The 17,544-nt window shown below is 30.7% G+C and carries 21 protein-coding genes and 1 riboswitch; of the genes, 15 read left to right on the top strand and 6 right to left on the bottom strand.

Features of this window, described 5'->3' with window-relative positions; all coding sequences use genetic code 11:
- Positions 1-438, top strand: coding sequence for a GNAT family N-acetyltransferase (locus tag BT107_RS02350; RefSeq protein ID WP_072302144.1), 438 nt, complete (start codon positions 1-3; stop codon positions 436-438).
- Here BT107_RS02350 and BT107_RS02355 read toward each other — a convergent pair.
- The gene (locus BT107_RS02355) at positions 435-1,115 is read right to left on the bottom strand and encodes a LytR/AlgR family response regulator transcription factor (protein ID WP_072302145.1); all 681 of its coding nucleotides are present in this window, start codon (positions 1,113-1,115) and stop codon (positions 435-437) included. The two genes, BT107_RS02350 and BT107_RS02355, sit on opposite strands and share 4 nt — an antisense overlap.
- The gene (locus BT107_RS02360) at positions 1,108-2,130 is read right to left on the bottom strand and encodes a sensor histidine kinase (protein WP_072302146.1); all 1,023 of its coding nucleotides are present in this window, start codon (positions 2,128-2,130) and stop codon (positions 1,108-1,110) included. The genes BT107_RS02355 and BT107_RS02360 overlap by 8 nt, the downstream gene beginning before the upstream one ends.
- 190 nt (positions 2,131-2,320) lie before the next feature.
- On the opposite strand from BT107_RS02360, the gene BT107_RS02365 reads away from it, so the two are divergent.
- From BT107_RS02365 to BT107_RS02380, 4 genes are read left to right on the top strand one after another with little or no spacing between them, the layout of a single operon-like run.
- A complete protein-coding gene (locus BT107_RS02365; RefSeq protein WP_072302147.1) occupies positions 2,321-2,611 on the top strand; it encodes an EF-hand domain-containing protein in 291 nt (96 codons plus the stop codon).
- A 12-nt stretch (positions 2,612-2,623) separates the two neighbouring features.
- The gene (locus BT107_RS02370; RefSeq protein ID WP_072302148.1) at positions 2,624-3,460 is read left to right on the top strand and encodes a YHYH protein; all 837 of its coding nucleotides are present in this window, start codon (positions 2,624-2,626) and stop codon (positions 3,458-3,460) included.
- Positions 3,461-3,476: 16 nt separating this feature from the next.
- Entirely contained in the window at positions 3,477-4,004 is a 528-nt protein-coding gene (locus tag BT107_RS02375; RefSeq protein WP_072302149.1) for a toxin-antitoxin system YwqK family antitoxin, read from the top strand.
- On the top strand, positions 3,931-4,647 hold the full coding sequence (locus BT107_RS02380) for an SCO family protein (protein WP_244543090.1): 717 nt from the start codon (positions 3,931-3,933) through the stop codon (positions 4,645-4,647). The genes BT107_RS02375 and BT107_RS02380 overlap by 74 nt, the downstream gene beginning before the upstream one ends.
- Positions 4,648-4,679: 32 nt before the next feature.
- On the opposite strand, the gene BT107_RS02385 is transcribed toward BT107_RS02380, so the two are convergent.
- The 3 genes from BT107_RS02385 to BT107_RS02395 form a co-directional block, all read right to left on the bottom strand.
- Positions 4,680-5,579, bottom strand: a complete 900-nt coding sequence (locus tag BT107_RS02385) for a DMT family transporter (RefSeq protein WP_072302151.1) — start codon at positions 5,577-5,579, stop codon at positions 4,680-4,682.
- A 46-nt stretch (positions 5,580-5,625) separates the two neighbouring features.
- Positions 5,626-6,942 carry a Na+/H+ antiporter NhaC family protein gene (locus tag BT107_RS02390; RefSeq protein ID WP_072302152.1) on the bottom strand — a complete coding sequence of 439 codons (1,317 nt, stop codon included), beginning with the start codon at positions 6,940-6,942 and terminating at the stop codon, positions 5,626-5,628.
- Between the two features lie 53 nt (positions 6,943-6,995).
- Positions 6,996-7,091: riboswitch (SAM-I-IV-variant riboswitch) on the bottom strand.
- 53 nt (positions 7,092-7,144) lie between these two features.
- Positions 7,145-7,963: a DUF1853 family protein gene (locus BT107_RS02395; RefSeq protein WP_072302153.1), complete on the bottom strand. Its 819-nt coding sequence runs from the start codon at positions 7,961-7,963 to the stop codon at positions 7,145-7,147.
- 81 nt (positions 7,964-8,044) lie between these two features.
- Between BT107_RS02395 and BT107_RS02400 the strand changes: the two genes are divergently transcribed.
- From BT107_RS02400 to BT107_RS02410, 3 genes are all read left to right on the top strand, one after another.
- The gene (locus tag BT107_RS02400; RefSeq protein ID WP_072302154.1) at positions 8,045-8,611 is read left to right on the top strand and encodes a phosphatase PAP2 family protein; all 567 of its coding nucleotides are present in this window, start codon (positions 8,045-8,047) and stop codon (positions 8,609-8,611) included.
- A gap of 140 nt (positions 8,612-8,751) precedes the next feature.
- Positions 8,752-9,375 (top strand): hypothetical protein, encoded by a 624-nt coding sequence (locus BT107_RS02405; RefSeq protein ID WP_072302155.1) that lies wholly within the window; start codon positions 8,752-8,754, stop codon positions 9,373-9,375.
- Between the two features lie 366 nt (positions 9,376-9,741).
- Positions 9,742-11,598: a T9SS type A sorting domain-containing protein gene (locus BT107_RS02410; RefSeq protein WP_084639082.1), complete on the top strand. Its 1,857-nt coding sequence runs from the start codon at positions 9,742-9,744 to the stop codon at positions 11,596-11,598.
- 70 nt (positions 11,599-11,668) lie between these two features.
- Here the strand turns inward: BT107_RS02410 and BT107_RS02415 are convergent, their stop codons facing one another.
- Positions 11,669-12,562: an AraC family transcriptional regulator gene (locus BT107_RS02415; RefSeq protein ID WP_072302157.1), complete on the bottom strand. Its 894-nt coding sequence runs from the start codon at positions 12,560-12,562 to the stop codon at positions 11,669-11,671.
- A 43-nt stretch (positions 12,563-12,605) separates the two neighbouring features.
- On the opposite strand from BT107_RS02415, the gene BT107_RS17480 reads away from it, so the two are divergent.
- From BT107_RS17480 to kefF, 7 genes are all read left to right on the top strand, one after another.
- Positions 12,606-12,749, top strand: a complete 144-nt coding sequence (locus BT107_RS17480; protein WP_170854689.1) for a hypothetical protein — start codon at positions 12,606-12,608, stop codon at positions 12,747-12,749.
- A gap of 147 nt (positions 12,750-12,896) precedes the next feature.
- The gene (locus BT107_RS02420) at positions 12,897-13,448 is read left to right on the top strand and encodes a thioredoxin family protein (protein ID WP_072302158.1); all 552 of its coding nucleotides are present in this window, start codon (positions 12,897-12,899) and stop codon (positions 13,446-13,448) included.
- Positions 13,449-13,528: 80 nt separating this feature from the next.
- Positions 13,529-14,158 (top strand): alpha-ketoglutarate-dependent dioxygenase AlkB family protein, encoded by a 630-nt coding sequence (locus BT107_RS02425; RefSeq protein ID WP_072302159.1) that lies wholly within the window; start codon positions 13,529-13,531, stop codon positions 14,156-14,158.
- A 220-nt stretch (positions 14,159-14,378) separates the two neighbouring features.
- Positions 14,379-15,038 (top strand): oxygen-insensitive NAD(P)H nitroreductase, encoded by a 660-nt coding sequence (gene nfsB / locus BT107_RS02430; protein ID WP_072302160.1) that lies wholly within the window; start codon positions 14,379-14,381, stop codon positions 15,036-15,038.
- A gap of 173 nt (positions 15,039-15,211) precedes the next feature.
- Positions 15,212-15,685 carry a cupin domain-containing protein gene (locus BT107_RS02435; RefSeq protein WP_072302161.1) on the top strand — a complete coding sequence of 158 codons (474 nt, stop codon included), beginning with the start codon at positions 15,212-15,214 and terminating at the stop codon, positions 15,683-15,685.
- Between the two features lies 1 nt (position 15,686).
- Positions 15,687-16,793 (top strand): L-dopachrome tautomerase-related protein, encoded by a 1,107-nt coding sequence (locus BT107_RS02440; protein WP_072302162.1) that lies wholly within the window; start codon positions 15,687-15,689, stop codon positions 16,791-16,793.
- A 157-nt stretch (positions 16,794-16,950) separates the two neighbouring features.
- Entirely contained in the window at positions 16,951-17,544 is a 594-nt protein-coding gene (gene kefF, locus BT107_RS02445) for a glutathione-regulated potassium-efflux system oxidoreductase KefF (RefSeq protein ID WP_072302163.1), read from the top strand.

The following is a 17,544-nucleotide window of genomic DNA, read 5'->3' on the forward strand; positions in this document are numbered from 1 at the left end:
ATGTTAATAGATATTACTAATAATCCTTTTCCTTTCTTTAGTCTACTGCCTAAAGATTGGACAGATGGCTTAGTGCCAAATTGGAATTTATTAAAAAATAATGCAACAGTATTCGTTTTAGAAAATGATACAGAAATATGTGCTGGAGGCATTATTTTTTCTAAAATTACTCCAGAGATGGATAGTTGTAAAGAAGATGCATTATATTACTTTTCTAAAAATTATCTATATGTAGGGTATGTTTGGGTGCCAGAAAATAAACGTAACCGTAGCTACGGTTCTCAATGGTTTAAGGAGCTATTTAGGGCAGATAAAAACAAGCACTATTGGCTAGTAACAGAAGATAAGATGTTGCGTAAATTTTATGAAAAAATTGGATTTGTATACCAAAAAACCATCAATTTTAATGAAGAAGAAGAGGAGTTGTTTTGTTATTAAAACAACTCTTGCTTCACTTTGTCATAATAGCTATCACTTACAGGTATACTTAAGTTAGATAGTAGTAAGTCTCTGCCTTTTAAACTTGTAACTTTAGTTTTATTTACTATAAAAGATCTGTGTACACGCATAAACATAGTCGCATCTAAGGTTTTCTCTAAAGACTTTAATGTTTGGTGACTCATTATTTTTTTAGAATTAGTATAAAAAATAACATACTCACTATCGCTCTCTATATGTGTAATATCTTGTAATTGTAGTTTATGTAGGTCGTACCCAGATTTTATTGTAATTGTTGTGTCTGTAACTTCTTTATTTTCTATAACGGTTTTAGTCTTTAGCTTATCTACAGCTTTTAAAAAGCGCTCAAACGTTATTGGTTTTAATAAATAATCTAAAGCGTTAAGTTCGTAGCCTTCTAAAGCATAATCTGAATAGGCTGTTGTAAAAATAATTTTTGTTGATGCAGGTACAATTTTAGCAAAGTCGGTCCCTTTTAGGTTAGGCATTTGTATGTCTAAGAAAATTACATCTACGGTTTCACTTTTAACTAATGAAATAGCTTCTAATGGGTTTTCAAACGAGCCAATTTGTTCAAGAAAATCTAACTTGTCAATATAACTAGTAAGTAAAGCTCTTGCTAGTTCTTCATCATCAATAACAATACACTTATACATAATTCTCTAGTTTTAATTCAACTTTAAAAATACCATCGTTTTTAGAAATAGACAAGTTGTGTTTGTTAGGATATAGAATTTCTAGTCTCTTTTTTACGTTTTCTAAACCAATGCCACCAACAGCATCTTTTAAGATGTTATCTTCTGCAATACTATTCTCTACTTTAAACGTAATTGTATTGTTTTTAGATGTCAAGTATATGTTTATGTAAGTATCTTTAATTTGCTCTATACTACTATGTTTAAAAGAGTTTTCTACAAAAGGAATAAGTAACATTGGTGCTATTTTTATTGTGCTGTCTTCTATGTTAAATTTAGTTTCTATAGGATATTTTTTGCTGCTTTTTAAAGCAAATAATTTAATATAGTTTTCTATGTATTCTACTTCTTTAGATAGTAATACAAAAGGTCTTTCGCATTCGTATAAAACATAGCGTAGCATAGTAGATAAGTGACTAATACTCTCCTGTGTTTTGGTTGTATCTATTGCAGATAAAGCATAGATATTGTTTAGGGCATTAAATAAAAAATGCGGATTTATCTGTGACTTTAAAAGCTTTAATTCTGTTTCTAAATTTTCATTTTTACTCCTAATTATCTCTTCTTCTTTTCTTTTAGCATAAACTACAAACTCTACTACAGTGGCTAATATGTATGCAATTAATAAAAGTAATATTTGCGTAAAATATCTTGATGGCGGCCTTGGTTTTAGTCCTCTGAGACCAGGAGGGCCTTGTATGTTAGGAAGCGGAACTTTTGTGCTTATTAAAGAAGATATACCAATAAACACTGCAATAGCAGTTAAAGAGATAGCTATAAAATAGAAGTGCTTCTTTGTAAATAAAAACTTAGGAGCTGTATAGAATATAAGTAATGCTATGAGCGAAATTTGACCTATTAAGGAAAAACTATTCTCTTGTAAAAACCTATAATCCCAAGTTTGTTGTGACCATAAAACAAACCACAAAACCACCCATAGTACAGACTGAAAAATAAATCTAATTGTTGTATTCATACTGCAAATAAATGAAAATAAAAATCAATAGATTGCTAAAAATAGGCTCATTTTCCTGCTTTATAATTGGTTTTACAGAATATAAAACCAGATTCACAGAAAGTTCATTGGCATTCACTTAAAACGTTACATCTGCATTAATCTTATGTTCATCTTTGACATCTAAATAGTTGAATTTAAAATTAAAAATATGAAATCTACAACAGTAAAAAAAGGAGTTTTAGCAGCAGTTATGGTTGCATTTGGGGTAATGGGAGTAAAAGCACAACCACCAAAAGGAGAACAGCGTAAAAGACCAACAATAGAAGAGCTTTTTAAACAAATGGACGCCAATAAAGATGGTAAATTATCTAAAAAAGAAGTAAAAGGACCTTTAAAAGACGATTTTAAAAAGATTGATGCTAACGAAGACGGATTTTTATCTAAAAAAGAGATAGAGAAGATGCCTAAGAAAAAGGAAGAAAGACCATCTAAAAACTAAAACTATATCAATATGAAAAAATCTAATAAATTAAGAATAGGAGTACTAAGTACATTGTCTTTATTTGTTATAGCATTTGTTGCTTGCAGTAGTGATAGTAATTCTACAGACGATACAGTAGCTACAACAGGAGAATTACACGCAGCTTTTGCTGAGTTTGATGTTGATAATGTAACCATTATGTTAAGCGGTACAGATGTAGAAATAGAAACTAATGGTATGCCAAACCATACTTCTCCATATTGGTCTAATACTACGGAACGTTCTGCGGTAGACCCTATGGGAAACACATTAACTACTGAAGCAGCAGACACAGACCACCCTTTATTTGTAGAGCCAACTGTAACTAGTTATCAGAAAATGGCACCAGGGAATATAGATGATTTTAATGGTTCTTACTCTTTAACAGTTCCGCAAGTGCCATCTAAGGCATCTGCAAGTAGTTCTACAGGTTTAGGAGCAATTGGTATTGCTGTTAGTGGTGCAATGATTTATAATGATGAAGAAGGGCCTAATGTACCTTTAGATGATGCTGTAGGGTCTTTAGATTATACAGCAGCGCATACAGGACCACAGAGTTACCATTATCATCTAGAAACAAAGGCGTGGTCTAACGATGACGAAAACTTAATTGGAGTAATGGCAGATGGTTTTTTTCTTTATGGAAGAAAATGTAACTCTACTAGTACTTATCCGGAAGATTTAGACGCATCTGGCGGACACACAAGTACTACGCAACATACAACAGAACAAGAATATCATTATCACATACAAAATGAATTATACCTTAATCAATTTTACATCTTATTTCCCGGAGATTACCAAGGTACGCCAAATACTATTTTGTAAGGTATTGCTAGCTTGTATGTTGTTTACGGCTGCAAGTTGCACAAATGCTACAGTAATTTCTAAAGACAAATTAGAGGTTAACACACGTAAAGGGCTTGTATATTATAAAAAAGAGCCTTTTACAGGTGTAGCGGTAAGTTACTATGCAGGATCTGTACTAGCAGAAAGTATTAGCTACGAAAATGGTAAAAAACACGGCGTTTATAAAAAATGGTTTAGTTCTGGTGATCTTAGTTATGAGGCGTATTATAAAAATGGAAAAAAAGAAGGAGTTGCCAAATCCTGGTGGGTTAACGGTAATCTTAGATCTAAATCTATTTTTAAAAAAGGTATTGTAAACGGATTACAAAAACAATGGTACAATACAGGTGCTAAGTTTAAAGAAATGAACATTGTAAATGGTAAAGAAGATGGAATTCAAAAATCTTGGAGAAAAAATGGAAAAGTTTATAACAATTATGAAGCAAAAGATGGACGCATTTTTGGGCTTAAACGAGCAAATTTATGTTTTCAATTGGAGAATGAAGTTGTACAAGTTAAATAGAATAGTAGCTGTTTTTTTAGTTACTGCTACGGTTTTTAGCTGTAAACAAAATACTACTCCAGAGAAGGTTAGTGCTTTGCCTTATTATCAAGAATCTAGTTTTACTCCACAGTGGTTAGCTGCTAATAGTAAAGAGGTTAAAAATTTACATACTATACCAGATTTTAGTTTACAAAATCAGGAAGGTAAAACTATTACAGAAAAAGAGTTTGACAATAAGATTTATGTAGCTGATTTTTTCTTTACTACTTGCTCAGGAATTTGTCCTAAAATGACATCAAATATGGCTGTTATTCAAGATGCTTTTAAAGATGATGATAATGTGCTTTTATTATCTCATTCTGTAACTCCAGAGACAGATTCTGTTTCTGTGTTAAAAGAATATGCAAATTTTAAAGGGGTTATTACAAATAAATGGCATTTGGCTACAGGCAAAAGAAGTGAGATTTATAGTCTTGGTAGAGATTCTTATTTTATAGAAGAAGATTTGGGAGAATTAAAAACAGATGATGATTTTTTACATACAGAAAACTTTGTGCTTATTGATAAAGACAAACACATTAGAGGTATTTATAACGGATTAAATAAAACTGCTGTACAGCAATTAATTAAAGATATTAAAACTTTAGAAGAAGAGTCTTAAGTGTTTTTATTTTTAATTGATTATGATTTTTTTTAAGAATATAGAATTAATGCTACGCCTAGCATTATACCAGCAAGCGGAATAAGTTTTTTTCGCTTGTTTTTTTCTTTAAATAAGATTCCGCCTAAAACAACAGCTATTAAAATTTGACTTCTTTTTATTGCTGATAATAGCATTATTAAAGCATCTGGATCTTGTAATGCTTTAAAATAAAAGTAGTCTGCTGTTTGCAATAAAATACCAACAGCAGGTATAGACCAACGCCACTTAAATGCTTTTCTTTTTTCTGCTTTTGGAAACCACGTAATGGCTAATATTATTAAAAGGATTAAGATGGTATACCAGCAAAACCAAAATTGTAATGTCTGCGGATTTAAATGTATATGCTGTATTAGAAATTTATCATACAAACCACTAGAAGAGCCAAGGAATGTGGCTCCTATAATAGCAAATATCCATTTGTTATTTTTAAAATTTATGCCTTCTTTTTTACCTATTCTAGAATATAGAAAAACAGAAAAAATAATTAAGAAAAACCCAATCCATTGGTAATTGTTAGGTCGCTCTTGATATATAAATATAGCCCCAATAAACGTAAAAAATGGTCCAGCAGAGCGTATAGGTGTAACAATGGTTATTGGTAAGTGTTTTAACGCTTGGTATGCTAGTACCCAAGAACCTGCCATTAGTATAGATTTTATAATAATAAAACCGTGTTGTTGCCAAGGAATATCTGTTATGTAAAATCCTATTTCTTTGGTAAAATCAGGAAAAAATTTAGAGCCTATAAAAAAAGGCAATAGCATTAAGAATCCCGCAGTTATGGTGCCTAAGAGCACAGGAAAAACTTCATTACCTTGTACTGCGTGTTTTTTACATAAGTTATGTAACCCTAAAAATAAAGCCGATAAAAGGCCTAAATACATCCACATGGCCGCGAAGATAACTTTTTAGCTAAGTTTTAAAAGAGTAGATCCTTTAATTTATGCTAGTTTTCTTCAATTTAAATGGGGTAAAGGTTATGTAAAGAATAGTGTAGACTAAGAGCAACAGTAAATACCAAGTGTTACTAATTAGATCTGCATATGTTAAACTTCCGTCAGAAAAACTTAAAATCATTAAAACCTGTGCTCCATAAGGCAGTAAACCTTGTGTTATACAGGCAAAGATATCTAGTATAGATGCTGTGCTTTTATTGTCTAATTTATATTCATCATTAATAGTTTTGGCAATAGAACCAGAAATAATAATAGAAACAGTGTTGTTTGCAATAGCCATATTTACAGTGCTTACAAGAGTAGCAATACCAAATTGCGCCGATTTTTTACTTTTTATTAAGGTTTTAATTTTGTTTAAAATATAGTCAATTCCGCCATTTTTAGCCACTAATGAGGCTAAACCACCTGATAGTAATGAAAGTAGAAAAATCTCTGTCATACTCGTAAATCCAGTATATGCAATTTTAGTAGATTCTATAATTGTAAAATCATCATAAAAAACACCTAATAGAGCAGCAAAAATTACACCTAAAAGTAACGTAATAAATACATTTACACCTATTATAGATAATGTTATAACCAATATGTAAGGCGTTATTTTTAGAATTGAGTATGTATAAGATACATCTTCTAAACTGTTAGATTCTAGTGCTGTACCTTTAAAAATTAAAATAGCAATAGTTAGTATTGCGGCTGGTAACGCAATTTTTATGTTTTGTTTAAACTTGTCACTCATTTTAACGCCTAAAGATTGTGTTGCGGCTATTGTAGTATCAGATATTACAGATAGATTATCACCAAACATAGAGCCTCCTAAAAGAGCACCACAAAGTACAGGTAAAGATGCGCCACCTTTGTCTGCAAAACCTATAACAATAGGTGTTAGTGCTACTATTGCGCCTACGGAGGTTCCTGTAGAAACAGATAAGAACGATGCTATAATAAAGATTCCAAAATAGATATATTGTATGGCTATGTAATCTAATCCAAAATTTACAATAGCATCTACACTGCCTGTTGCTTTTGTTATTGCAGCAAAAGCACCAGCTAGTAAGTAAATAAGGCACATTGTTAGTATTTTACTATCTCCGCAGCCTTCTAAAAGTGTATTAATTTTAGAATTTATACTTTGTTTAAACAGTAAAAAGGCGACTATTATACCTGCAATTACAGCAATAGGAGCTGGTAATGCATAAAAATCGTTTTGATAAATACCTACGCCTAAAAACGTAAACACAAATGCAAATAAAGGAAGTAGTGCAGTAAAACTTGGTGAATTATTTTTAACAGTTGTCATTTCTATTGTTTTATAGAATAACAAAAAGATGTATAAGACAAATATTAGGGATTACAATTAACGTTTGTTCCAAAGTATTGGCTTATCGCTTTAGCACCTTGCTCGTTACTGCAGGTTGCTATCTCTTTTTGAGATTCTTGATAATTAAGTCAGCAAAACTAAAACATAACAACGAGATAAAATCATAATTTTCTGTTATTTTTTATTGCCACCAAACAACAAAGAATTTTTGTAATTTGCCATTAGGGAATTTTATCCAACATAAAGGCGATTTTTTATCGTCTACAAGGGTGTGTATTTTAGAGGTAAAATTGTTGTATTGTAGCCAATTAACTTGTGTCTGTGGGTTTTGCAACCAGTTAACTTTAGACGGAATGTAGAATTTACAATCGTTAAATTGACCCAACTCTTTAACGTTAATATAAAAACCTTGTACACAATCTTCATTTAAAGTATTAAAAACTGTTGTTTTTCTTTTGTAGGGTGTAAATAGCTGTGCTTTAAAAAATACACGTTGCTCTAATTCATTTGCTTCTATATTTAAAGCGTCTAAAGTGGGCTTTGTATGTATGTTGTAGAGTAGTGGTAGTTGTTTTTCTTTTAATTTGGTTAGCTTTTTTATAAGAGTATCATTTCTGTTTGGGCCAATCCAATGTTCTAGTTCTGTTGTACCAACAGTTGCATCAAACAAATAAAACTTAAAAATTATTTCTACGTGATATAATCTATTATCTTGTTTTAAAATACAATCTATTTCACCAATAGTAAGTTTGTCGTTTTGTATTTGTATGTTCTCTGCTAGTATACTTATAGCTTTGTTATTTTTTAGCTCTGCACTTACATAGCGCTCAACTCGTTTGCCTAGGCGTAAGTTTATAGGTATACTCTCGTTAAACGGAATGTTGTTTTGTTCTTTATATTCTAATTGTTTTAAATCTAAAACAGTTTGCTTTGTCCATAGAAATGGAGTACTTGCATAACCTATAATTTGTAAATCTATGTCTTTAGAATTTGTATCCATTTTACAGAAAATGTAGAAGAAAGATTACTTGTTAGCACTACTTTACAAATAAAGTTATATTTGTTTTAATAAATCGTTTAAATGAAAATTAAAATTGCTCAGTTTTTATCAATCATAGGGCATCCGTTGTTGTTATTTTTTTTCCTGATTTTATTTTTTAATCTAGGACAAGAAAAAGCAGCGTTTTCTAACACATTATCTATTGTTTTTGGACTTTTTTCCTTAGTCCTAATATCTTGGGTGTATATTGGAAAAAGAAGAGGGAAATATACAGATTTAGATGTGTCTAATAAAAAGCAGCGTAAATCTTTATACATATTTGTTATACCCTTAATGGTGTTAACATTAACCTTTTTAATGTACACTAATCAGCCTAAACATATTGTAGCAAGCTTTGGGTTAGCTACACTTTTATTACTAGTTTCTTTTTGTATTAATTTTTATATTAAGGTATCTATGCACGTTGCCATTAATATATACTTGGCTTTAGCTATTAGTAAAGTTAATCTAGAATTAGGAGTATTATTGGGGGCTTTTACAATTGTAGTGCTTTGGTCTAGACTAGTTTTAAAAAGGCATACACCTAAAGAGGTTGTTCTTGGGTTTGTAGTTGGTTTTATATTTGGAACAGCATTATTGTTTGTTTAGTAAGTCTTAGATTAAATAGAAAAAAACGAAAATTGACCTAATCCATCTAAATAAACATTAGATAGCTACAGATTTACATTCTAGTTTCTTTAAAAACCTCTATTATAATAGTTTTGTTGTAAATAAAAGAACTAAATAATATGAAAATTATAGGGAAAATTGCATCAGTATTTATGCTTGTACTTATTACTTCTTGCGGAGGAAGTGGAGAAGAAACAATTAGAATATCTACACCAGAAGGTCTAGCAAAAGCAAAAGAGTTAATGGTTAGTTCTTTTGGACCAGATTTAGAAATACATAAATTACGTTTAAACTCATCAGAAGATTTAAGTTCTGATTTAGGTTCAATAGAAGTTAACTATCTTAAAGATGGTAAATTATATTCTAGAACTTATAAAAGTAAAACAAATTATACAGAGACTATTCTAGAGGACGAAGAGTTGCGAAGTAAAAATTTTCAGAGTGAGTTTTTTATAAAGAATGCTCAAGGAAAATTAAAAATTAGTGATATAGATGTAAATGCAATTATGGCAAACATAGATAAAGCTGTTACTTTAGTTAGCGAAGAAATAGAAGTTAAAAACTACCAAGTAAGAAAATACTATTTAAGTGTAGATCCTAAAACAAATAAAGTTACTGCAGATTTTGAGTTGCACGTAACAAAACCAGATAATAAGTCTATTGAAGGACGTAATATAGTTACTAACTTTTACGAAGTTAACTTTTCTTCAGATGAAGAAGGTAATGTAACTATTGAGGACTAGACATACTAAACACTAACCCCACTTTTAAGAAATTGGTTGCTTGTAAAAAGGCAACCTTTTTTTGCTTTTATACGTATTCTATAAGTTATCAATTATTCTTAAAATTAAAATTTAGTAAGAAATCTTGTGTTTGTGTAAGTTTTTACTTGTTTTTTTATTTTTCTTATGTAATTCAACGACTCATCGATAAAATACATAGCTTTTAAAAAGCTAGTAATTTAATTGTTGAGTATTTGTCTAGTGTATATCTATCATCTTTTTCTTGTTAAAATGTAGTTTAGCTCCAAAATAAATTTAGTCTGTTTCCCCAGGATATAAATTTTCAACTAAGAAATAATTTTAATCAATACTTAAATTACATTTTTTATGAAGAAGATTAGCCTACTATCGATTTTTATGTTCTTTCAATTACTAATTGTTAATGCTCAGTACGACTGGGATAACATACCCATACCAGCAAATGCTGGTTCGGGAAAAGTGTGGAAGCTACAAGCCCAAGCTAGTGACGATTTTAATTATCAATTTTTACCGTCTACTAGTGTTACAGAATTTGGACCCGCAAACAATAAAAAATGGTATAATAAATTTCACAATCAAGCTAATGGTCAACCTAATAACTGGCCAGGACCAGGACCTACAGTATGGAGACAAGATCACGTAGCTGTTTCTGGAGGAAACCTAAATATGTGGGCATCAAGAATTACTGGAGCAACTAAATCTTTTGTAGGGTCTAGCGGAAGTTTAATTTCTAGACCAGAAACAAGAGCAGGTTGTATTACAAATAAAACAAGGGTAAAGTATCCTGTTTTTGTGGAAGCTAGTATTAAAGTAATGAACTCATCTTTAGCATCTGACATTTGGTTGTTGAGTCCGGATGACACCCAAGAAATAGATATGATTGAGTGTTACGGTGGACCTGGAAACGACAACAGAAATGGCTTTTTTGCATCTAAAATTCATTTAAGTCACCATGTGTTTATTAGACCTCCAAACTTTAAAGATTACCAGCCAGCAGATTTTAATAGTTGGTTTCAAAAAAATGGAGTTAGTCAATGGGGAGGTAAAGTAATTAGAATTGGGGTTAATTGGGTTTCACCTACAAGATTAGAATATTTTGTAGACGGACAATTGGTACGTGTTTTAGATGATACTGCTGTGCAAACAAGGTTAGGAGATGGTACTTGGCAGTATACATATCCTGCAGGGGTAACAAGTACAGGTGTTAATGGGCAGTTGGTTAAAGAAAACGGATACCAGAAAATGAATATTGCTTCAAGTTTAAACGATGCAAAAAACAAATCTAATATAAGTGTTATAGATCCATTTAACTATTTAAATAATCAAAGACGATTAACAAAAGAAATGGATATTATTATTAATGTTGAAGATCAAAGTTGGCAAGCAGAAGCTTATAGATCTCCTACAGATACTGAAATAAATAATTTTGACAACAATAATTTACTTGTAAATTGGATAAGAGTTTACAAGCCTGTTAATTCTGGTAATGGAAGTAACCAAGGAGCTGTAAGTTCTGGGAGTTATGATTTTGGCTCTACTAGTTCTACTTTGTTTCCTAATTATACAAGAGTGTCATATGGTCTTAATGATAACATTTGGACAAATAAAAACGGCGTTAATTACGCAGATAGAGGTAGCTTTAATGGTACTAATGATTTAAACAGAGATTTTGCATATGGTTTGGGTACAACAAGAACATTACAATTTGCTGTAGAAAACGGAACTTATAATGTTACGGCTACTTTTGGAGATCGTTTAGGACCACGTAAAAATAATTCTATTAGTACAGGAAATAAAAAGGCAACAGTATCTACTGCTACTGCACAATATAAAAATGCGGTATTAAATAATGTTGTTGTTACTAATGGCATATTAAAGATTAATGTATCTGCTACAGCTAATGAATATTGGTCTTTAAATAGATTAACTTTTGCAAAAGCTGCAAATGCAGCAAGAGCCTTACAAACAAGTGAAGCCGAAGCAGAATTAACATTGTTTCCTATGCCAGCAAGTACTATTATAAATATTAGCAATGTAAATTATGTGCAGGCTAAGGTTTATAATTTGCAAGGGTTAATTGTCTTAAGAAAAGATGTAGCCGATGGCAAACTAAATGTATCTTCTTTAGAGAAAGGTATGTATGTATTAGAATTAGCTAAAAGAAACGGTGAATCTACAAAACAAAAGATAGTTATATCTAGATAACTAACTATAATATAATATGTAAAATCCCAAAATATACTTATGTTTTGGGATTTTATTTTTTAAGTCTTATTTAGGTTCTGGCAGAAGCGCAAGATCCTCTTTTAAGTAACATATATTCACCGTTATTTTTAAACTCGCGTATAGAAGTGCCAGCATAACGTTTAAAAGTTTTAGATAAATGGCTTACATCTGTAAAGCCTAAATCATCTGCAATTTGTGTAAGTGTATAATCTGAGTTTAGAAGCCTTATTTCTACTAATTTTAGTTTTGCTTTGATAATATACTCTCGTAAAGGCATATTTACTTGCTTTTTAAAAAACTCACTAACATAGGTTGGCGACATCATAAAAACAGCTGCTAAGTTTTCAACTTTTAGCAATTCTGTTTTATCAATGTTTTCATTAATATAAGTTAGCATTTTAGTAATTCTGTCATCAGAGTTATTCTTAGGAACTTCAAAATAAGTACTCTTCTTAATATTTCTAATCAATATTTCTAATATACTAGTCATTAAACTGGTTACAAGGTTTATAGATTCGTTACCATAGTTTCTAGATTCTTGCAAAATCATACCAATTAAGTTTTCTAAATGGTTACGGTCTATATCGTTCTTAATAATATCTCCAGGTAGTTGATTGTAATTAGATAGGATGTAAGATGCTTCTTTAAACCATTCATTCCTATCTATGGTAATTCGGTTAATATTTTTAAAAAATGAATCTGTAAACTTTAAAAACACAAACTTGGTAGGTTTTTTTATTGTAAAAGAATGGCATTTTAAAGGAGGCAGTAAAAACATACTTCCTTTAGTGTAGTTATAATCATTATAGTTTATGCATTGTGTACCTTCTCCGTCTTTAATTAAAACAAGTTCAAAAAAATTGTTTTTAACAGGGCGTTGTTTCCATTCTGTTAATTCTAGTTCTTGTATTTCAAAAGGTTTATATGCTTCTAGTACTTGCATTTTGGTATAATTTAATAAAAATTTAAGGCTAAAATAGAAAAAAATGAAATATCAAGTATTATTTTTGTGTTGTAAACCTTTAAAAGTACATAAGTATCCATTTAATGTACCAAAGAAAGAAAATGTTGTGCAAGAATATTTGTGTGGTAATTTAGTGCTTAATGAATTTATGTACTGGATGACATAAAGAGATCAAAAGAAATATTAATATTACAGAAGATAATAGATAAGCTGTGTTGCTCTTTGGAAGATTATAGCTGCAAGATAATTTGAAAAAACATTAGAAGATAGATTGATTTTTACGCCTAAAATAATAATATAAAATAGAAATAGTATGTCTTTAGCATATTCAAATATGATGGAATTGGGAGCGAAAGCACCCAATTTCTCTTTATTAAATACAGTAACAGGAAAAACTGTAGACTTATCAGAATTAAAATCAGATATAGCAACTGTGGTTGTTTTTATTTGTAATCACTGTCCGTTTGTACATCATATTAATTCAAAATTAGTAGAACTAGCAAATGTTTACCAAGCAAAAGGTGTAAATTTTATAGCTATAAGTAGTAATGACGTAGCTAATTATCCGCAAGATGCACCGGAATATATGACTGAAATAGCCAAAAAAGAAGGATATACTTTCCCTTATTTGTATGATGAAACTCAAGATGTTGCTAAAGCCTATAAAGCTGAATGTACACCAGATTTTTTTGTGTTTAATAAGGATTTAGAATGTGCTTACAGAGGTCGTTTTGATGAAACTAGACCAGGAATGGGGCAACCAACAGGTAAAGATTTAACAAATGCTTTAGATGCTTTAATAGCAGGGAATAAAGTAAATGTAGGCCAGAAGCCAAGTATGGGGTGTAATATTAAGTGGAAATAAAGTGTGTTAACATAAATTTACTCATAGTATTGTTTATTTTTTAGTTCGATTAAAATAAAAAATGATTTAGAATAAAAGAGATGGATTTATTTAATCAAATAGAACTTTTTTCAACAGATGAAGTCCGTAAAACAGAATTTAATTTACCGGGAGCTGATGTTGTTTTATTCGAGAATTTCTTTAGTATAGAAGAAAGTAACAATTTATATAGTAGCTTACTAAAAAATACATCTTGGCAACAAGAACAAATTACAATTCACGGTAAAAATGTAGATTACCCTAGATTAACAGCTTGGTTTGGAGATGTTACCAAGGATATTAAATACACAAACACGGAAAGTAAAATGCATTTATGGACTACTGATTTACTTTTTATTAAAGAGCGAATAGAGAAGGAGGTAAATGTAAAATTTACACGATGTTTGCTTAATTATTATAGAGACGGTAAAGATAGCGTAGATTGGCACCAAGACTATAAAGGAGAGCAACGTAAAAATACGGTTATTGCTTCGGTTACTTTTGGGGCAACAAGACCTTTTCAATTAAAACATACTACACGTAAAGATTTAAAACGCATAGATATTCCCTTAGTTCACGGAAGTCTGCTTTTAATGCAAGGTGCTACCCAAGACAATTGGAAGCATAAAATACCAAAAACTACAAAACAAATTCGGCCAAGAATTAATTTAACCTTTAGATGGGTTGGTTAAGTAAACTTTAACTTTGTATTAAAAAAGGATTAAGTCTCCATTTTTGGTATAAATAGCAGTTTCTAAGGTGCTATTTTGCTTTTTTTAATAAAAGTTTAAGATTATATCATTTAAAAACCTCTATTTGTACCAATATCACCTTTTTTTTTACTCTAAAAGAAGGGGTACTATTTTTAGCTTTGTATAAAATTAACAAAACAACTTTTTAAAACATATAATAATGAATTTACAAGAAACTTTAGATTGGAGATATACAACAAAGGAATATGACACAACCAAGAAAATATCTGATGCAGATATGACTGAAGTCAAAAATTTATTAAGAATGAGTCCTTCGAGTGTAAATCTACAACCTTGGCACTTTATCGTTGCTGAAACTAAAGAAGGAAAAGCGCGTATAGCAAAAGGAACACAAGGTTTTTTTAGTTTTAACGAGTCAAAAGTAACTAACGCTTCAGCTGTTGTATTATTTTGTTCAAAAATTGATGCTGATGATGAGTATTATCAACATATAGCTGATACAGAAGATAAAAATGGAAGATTTCCAAATGAAGATATAAAAAAAGGATTTTTAGGAGCTGTTAAGGCATTCGCCGGTATTCATAAATACGATTTAAAAGATCTTCAACATTGGATGGAAAAACAAGTCTATCTTAACATTGGTAGTTTTTTATTAGGTGTTGCAACTTTAGGTATAGATGCAACTCCAATGGAGGGGATTGATGTAAAAGTATTAGATGAAGAATTTGGATTAAGAGAAAAAGGTTATACTTCTTTAGTTGCTGTTTCTTTAGGATATAGAGCAGAATCAGATTTTAATTCAACTGAAAAAACTCCAAAATCTAGATTAGCAGAAAATGAAATTTTTACTGAAATATAATCTATTACAAAAATAAGCTAAGATGAAAGCAATAGGTTATAAAGAGAATCTTCCAATAGAAGATGTCAAATCTTTACAAGATCTATGTTTTAAACATAACACTTAGAATGGTTCTCGATACAAAATTATGAGAACGAATTTCACTGGAACTGACGAAATATATAAATAGAAAAATGAATTTCAAATCAATTATAGCAGCACTAGCTGTAACAGCATTTTTTGCTAGTAATACAATAAATGCACAGGTAAATACAATAGATTCTTTAGCCACTTCTAAAGTACAGCATTTCAATTTTGATGATATGGAATCTGAAACTATTGGAGAAGGTATACAACGTAAATGGTTTCACGGTCAAAAAGGACAAATGACCATTTTTAATCTAGAAAAAGGTGCACATATTCCTTGGCACAAGCATCCAAACGAGCAAATTACTTACATAATGTCTGGCAAAGTAAAAATTAAGACTATTATAGATGGTAAAGAAGAGTTTGTTATTGTTTCTGGTGGAGAAGTAATTGTTTTTCCAGAGAATGTACCACACGAATTTTGGGCATTAGAGAAAACGGTAGATTTAGATGTGCACGTTCCTGTTCGTCAAGATTGGCTGTCTAAAGAATTACCAGATTACTTAAAAAAGAGTAAATAAGATGAGAAAACAATTAATAACATTAATTGTAATTCTATCAGTTATGACTGCAAACGCTCAAAAAACATTAGCAAAGGCAGAATTTTTTGCAACTGTAGATCAAGCTGTTGGTAATATAACATTTACAAACAATGGTGATTTGGTATATAGTCATCATCCATTTTTTGGACCAGAAATTAGAGTTGTTAAGTTTGATAAAAAAACAAATACAACAACACCATTTCCTAACCTAGAGTGGAATACTCCGAGAGATACAGATGACAATTATTTAAGTAACGTTTTGGGTGTCAGAAATGATGAAAACGGTATTATTTGGATGTTAGATATGGCACAACGTAACAATGTAACACCAAAAATAGTAGGTTGGAACACACATAGCAATAGTTTGGAGCGTATATATTACTTGCCAAAAGCGGTAGTGCCAGCAATTGCACAACCTAACGATATGGTGGTAGATACTAAAAACGGTTATTTTATTATAGCAGATGAAGGTATTGGTAATGGTGGAGATGGGAGCAAAGCAGCGTTTATTATTGTAGATATGAAAACCGGCAAAGCACGTCGTATTTTACAAGGAACACGTACTACGTTACCAGAAAATACACCTACTGTTATAGATGGTAAACATTTAGCAGTAAACGGTAAAGATTTGTTAATTGGTAATGATGGTATTACAGCCGACGAAAATTTTGAGTATATTTATTATGGTCCTTTAAACGGAACAAAAATATACAGGGTAAAAACATTAGATCTAGTAGATAAGAAACTTACAGATGTAGAGCTAGATAAAAAGATAGAAACCTACTCAGATAAACCAAATAATGGTGGCATCTCTATAGATAAAGATGGTAACCTGTATTTAACTGCATTAGAAACAAAAAGTGTAGCTGTGGTTTTAGCTAAAGACCGTAGTGTGCACACAATGATAAAAGATGATAATTTGGTATGGCCAGATGGCGTAAGTTACAATCATGTAGATGGTTATATGTACGTATCTGCAGCACAGGTTAATAGAGGTGCAGCTTTTAATAATGGCAAAAATATAGCTACGAAACCATTTTATATTTTAAGATTTAAACCTATTACAAAAGGTGTTTCTTTTAGGTAAGATTTCTAGTATAAGCTTAACCGCTTTAAGGTCGTTTTTAGTAAGATACTAAAGACTGTTCCCCACTTAAAAAGTCGCTCTAGGGCGACTTTTTTTATAAAATTATATAGAGAATAATATTCATTTTTTGTATATTATTTTCAACTAAATTCGTAAAATGAAAAAAATACTAATTCTATTTTCTCATCCTAAATTTGAAAAATCTAGGGCGAATTCCATTTTAGTAGACAAAATTAAAGATAAAGAAGGGGTAACGTTTTGCGATTTGTATGAGCGTTATCCCGATTTTAATATAGATGTAGAAGCAGAAAAAGAACTTTTAACTGCGCACGATATTATAATTTGGCACCACCCTTTCTATTGGTATAGCTGTCCGCCATTAATGAAACAATGGATAGATATGGTGTTAGAGTTTGGTTGGGCTTATGGTCCTAATGGAAATGCCCTGAACACAAAAAAATGCTTAAATGTAATTACAACGGGTGGTACTAGAGCTTTGTATTGCGAAAAAGGAACCAATAGCTTTTCTGTAACAGAGTTTTTACGCCCTTTTGAGCAAACTGCAAACTTATGTGGTATGCGCTATCTTCCTCCTTTTACAATTATGGGAACGCATAAAATTGAAGATAAAGAATTACACGACTATGCAGATAAGTATGATAAGTTGATTGGTTTATTACAACAAGGTTTAAAGTTAGCCGATGTTGGTAATTTTTCTTTTTTAAACGATATTCCACAATTAAACACATAA

Origin of the sequence: Cellulophaga fucicola (assembly GCF_900119145.1) — a bacterium.
GTDB classification, from domain to species: domain Bacteria; phylum Bacteroidota; class Bacteroidia; order Flavobacteriales; family Flavobacteriaceae; genus Cellulophaga; species Cellulophaga fucicola.

Coding starts and splice junctions, on each gene's coding strand:
- BT107_RS02350 (WP_072302144.1), top strand. CDS start 1: ATGTTAATAGATATTACTAATAATCCTTTTCCTTTCTTTAGTCTACTG.
- BT107_RS02355 (WP_072302145.1), bottom strand. CDS start 1,115: ATGTATAAGTGTATTGTTATTGATGATGAAGAACTAGCAAGAGCTTTA.
- BT107_RS02360 (WP_072302146.1), bottom strand. CDS start 2,130: ATGAATACAACAATTAGATTTATTTTTCAGTCTGTACTATGGGTGGTT.
- BT107_RS02365 (WP_072302147.1), top strand. CDS start 2,321: ATGAAATCTACAACAGTAAAAAAAGGAGTTTTAGCAGCAGTTATGGTT.
- BT107_RS02370 (WP_072302148.1), top strand. CDS start 2,624: ATGAAAAAATCTAATAAATTAAGAATAGGAGTACTAAGTACATTGTCT.
- BT107_RS02375 (WP_072302149.1), top strand. CDS start 3,477: ATGTTGTTTACGGCTGCAAGTTGCACAAATGCTACAGTAATTTCTAAA.
- BT107_RS02380 (WP_244543090.1), top strand. CDS start 3,931: ATGGACGCATTTTTGGGCTTAAACGAGCAAATTTATGTTTTCAATTGG.
- BT107_RS02385 (WP_072302151.1), bottom strand. CDS start 5,579: ATGTGGATGTATTTAGGCCTTTTATCGGCTTTATTTTTAGGGTTACAT.
- BT107_RS02390 (WP_072302152.1), bottom strand. CDS start 6,942: ATGACAACTGTTAAAAATAATTCACCAAGTTTTACTGCACTACTTCCT.
- BT107_RS02395 (WP_072302153.1), bottom strand. CDS start 7,963: ATGGATACAAATTCTAAAGACATAGATTTACAAATTATAGGTTATGCA.
- BT107_RS02400 (WP_072302154.1), top strand. CDS start 8,045: ATGAAAATTAAAATTGCTCAGTTTTTATCAATCATAGGGCATCCGTTG.
- BT107_RS02405 (WP_072302155.1), top strand. CDS start 8,752: ATGAAAATTATAGGGAAAATTGCATCAGTATTTATGCTTGTACTTATT.
- BT107_RS02410 (WP_084639082.1), top strand. CDS start 9,742: ATGAAGAAGATTAGCCTACTATCGATTTTTATGTTCTTTCAATTACTA.
- BT107_RS02415 (WP_072302157.1), bottom strand. CDS start 12,562: ATGCAAGTACTAGAAGCATATAAACCTTTTGAAATACAAGAACTAGAA.
- BT107_RS17480 (WP_170854689.1), top strand. CDS start 12,606: ATGAAATATCAAGTATTATTTTTGTGTTGTAAACCTTTAAAAGTACAT.
- BT107_RS02420 (WP_072302158.1), top strand. CDS start 12,897: ATGTCTTTAGCATATTCAAATATGATGGAATTGGGAGCGAAAGCACCC.
- BT107_RS02425 (WP_072302159.1), top strand. CDS start 13,529: ATGGATTTATTTAATCAAATAGAACTTTTTTCAACAGATGAAGTCCGT.
- nfsB (WP_072302160.1), top strand. CDS start 14,379: ATGAATTTACAAGAAACTTTAGATTGGAGATATACAACAAAGGAATAT.
- BT107_RS02435 (WP_072302161.1), top strand. CDS start 15,212: ATGAATTTCAAATCAATTATAGCAGCACTAGCTGTAACAGCATTTTTT.
- BT107_RS02440 (WP_072302162.1), top strand. CDS start 15,687: ATGAGAAAACAATTAATAACATTAATTGTAATTCTATCAGTTATGACT.
- kefF (WP_072302163.1), top strand. CDS start 16,951: ATGAAAAAAATACTAATTCTATTTTCTCATCCTAAATTTGAAAAATCT.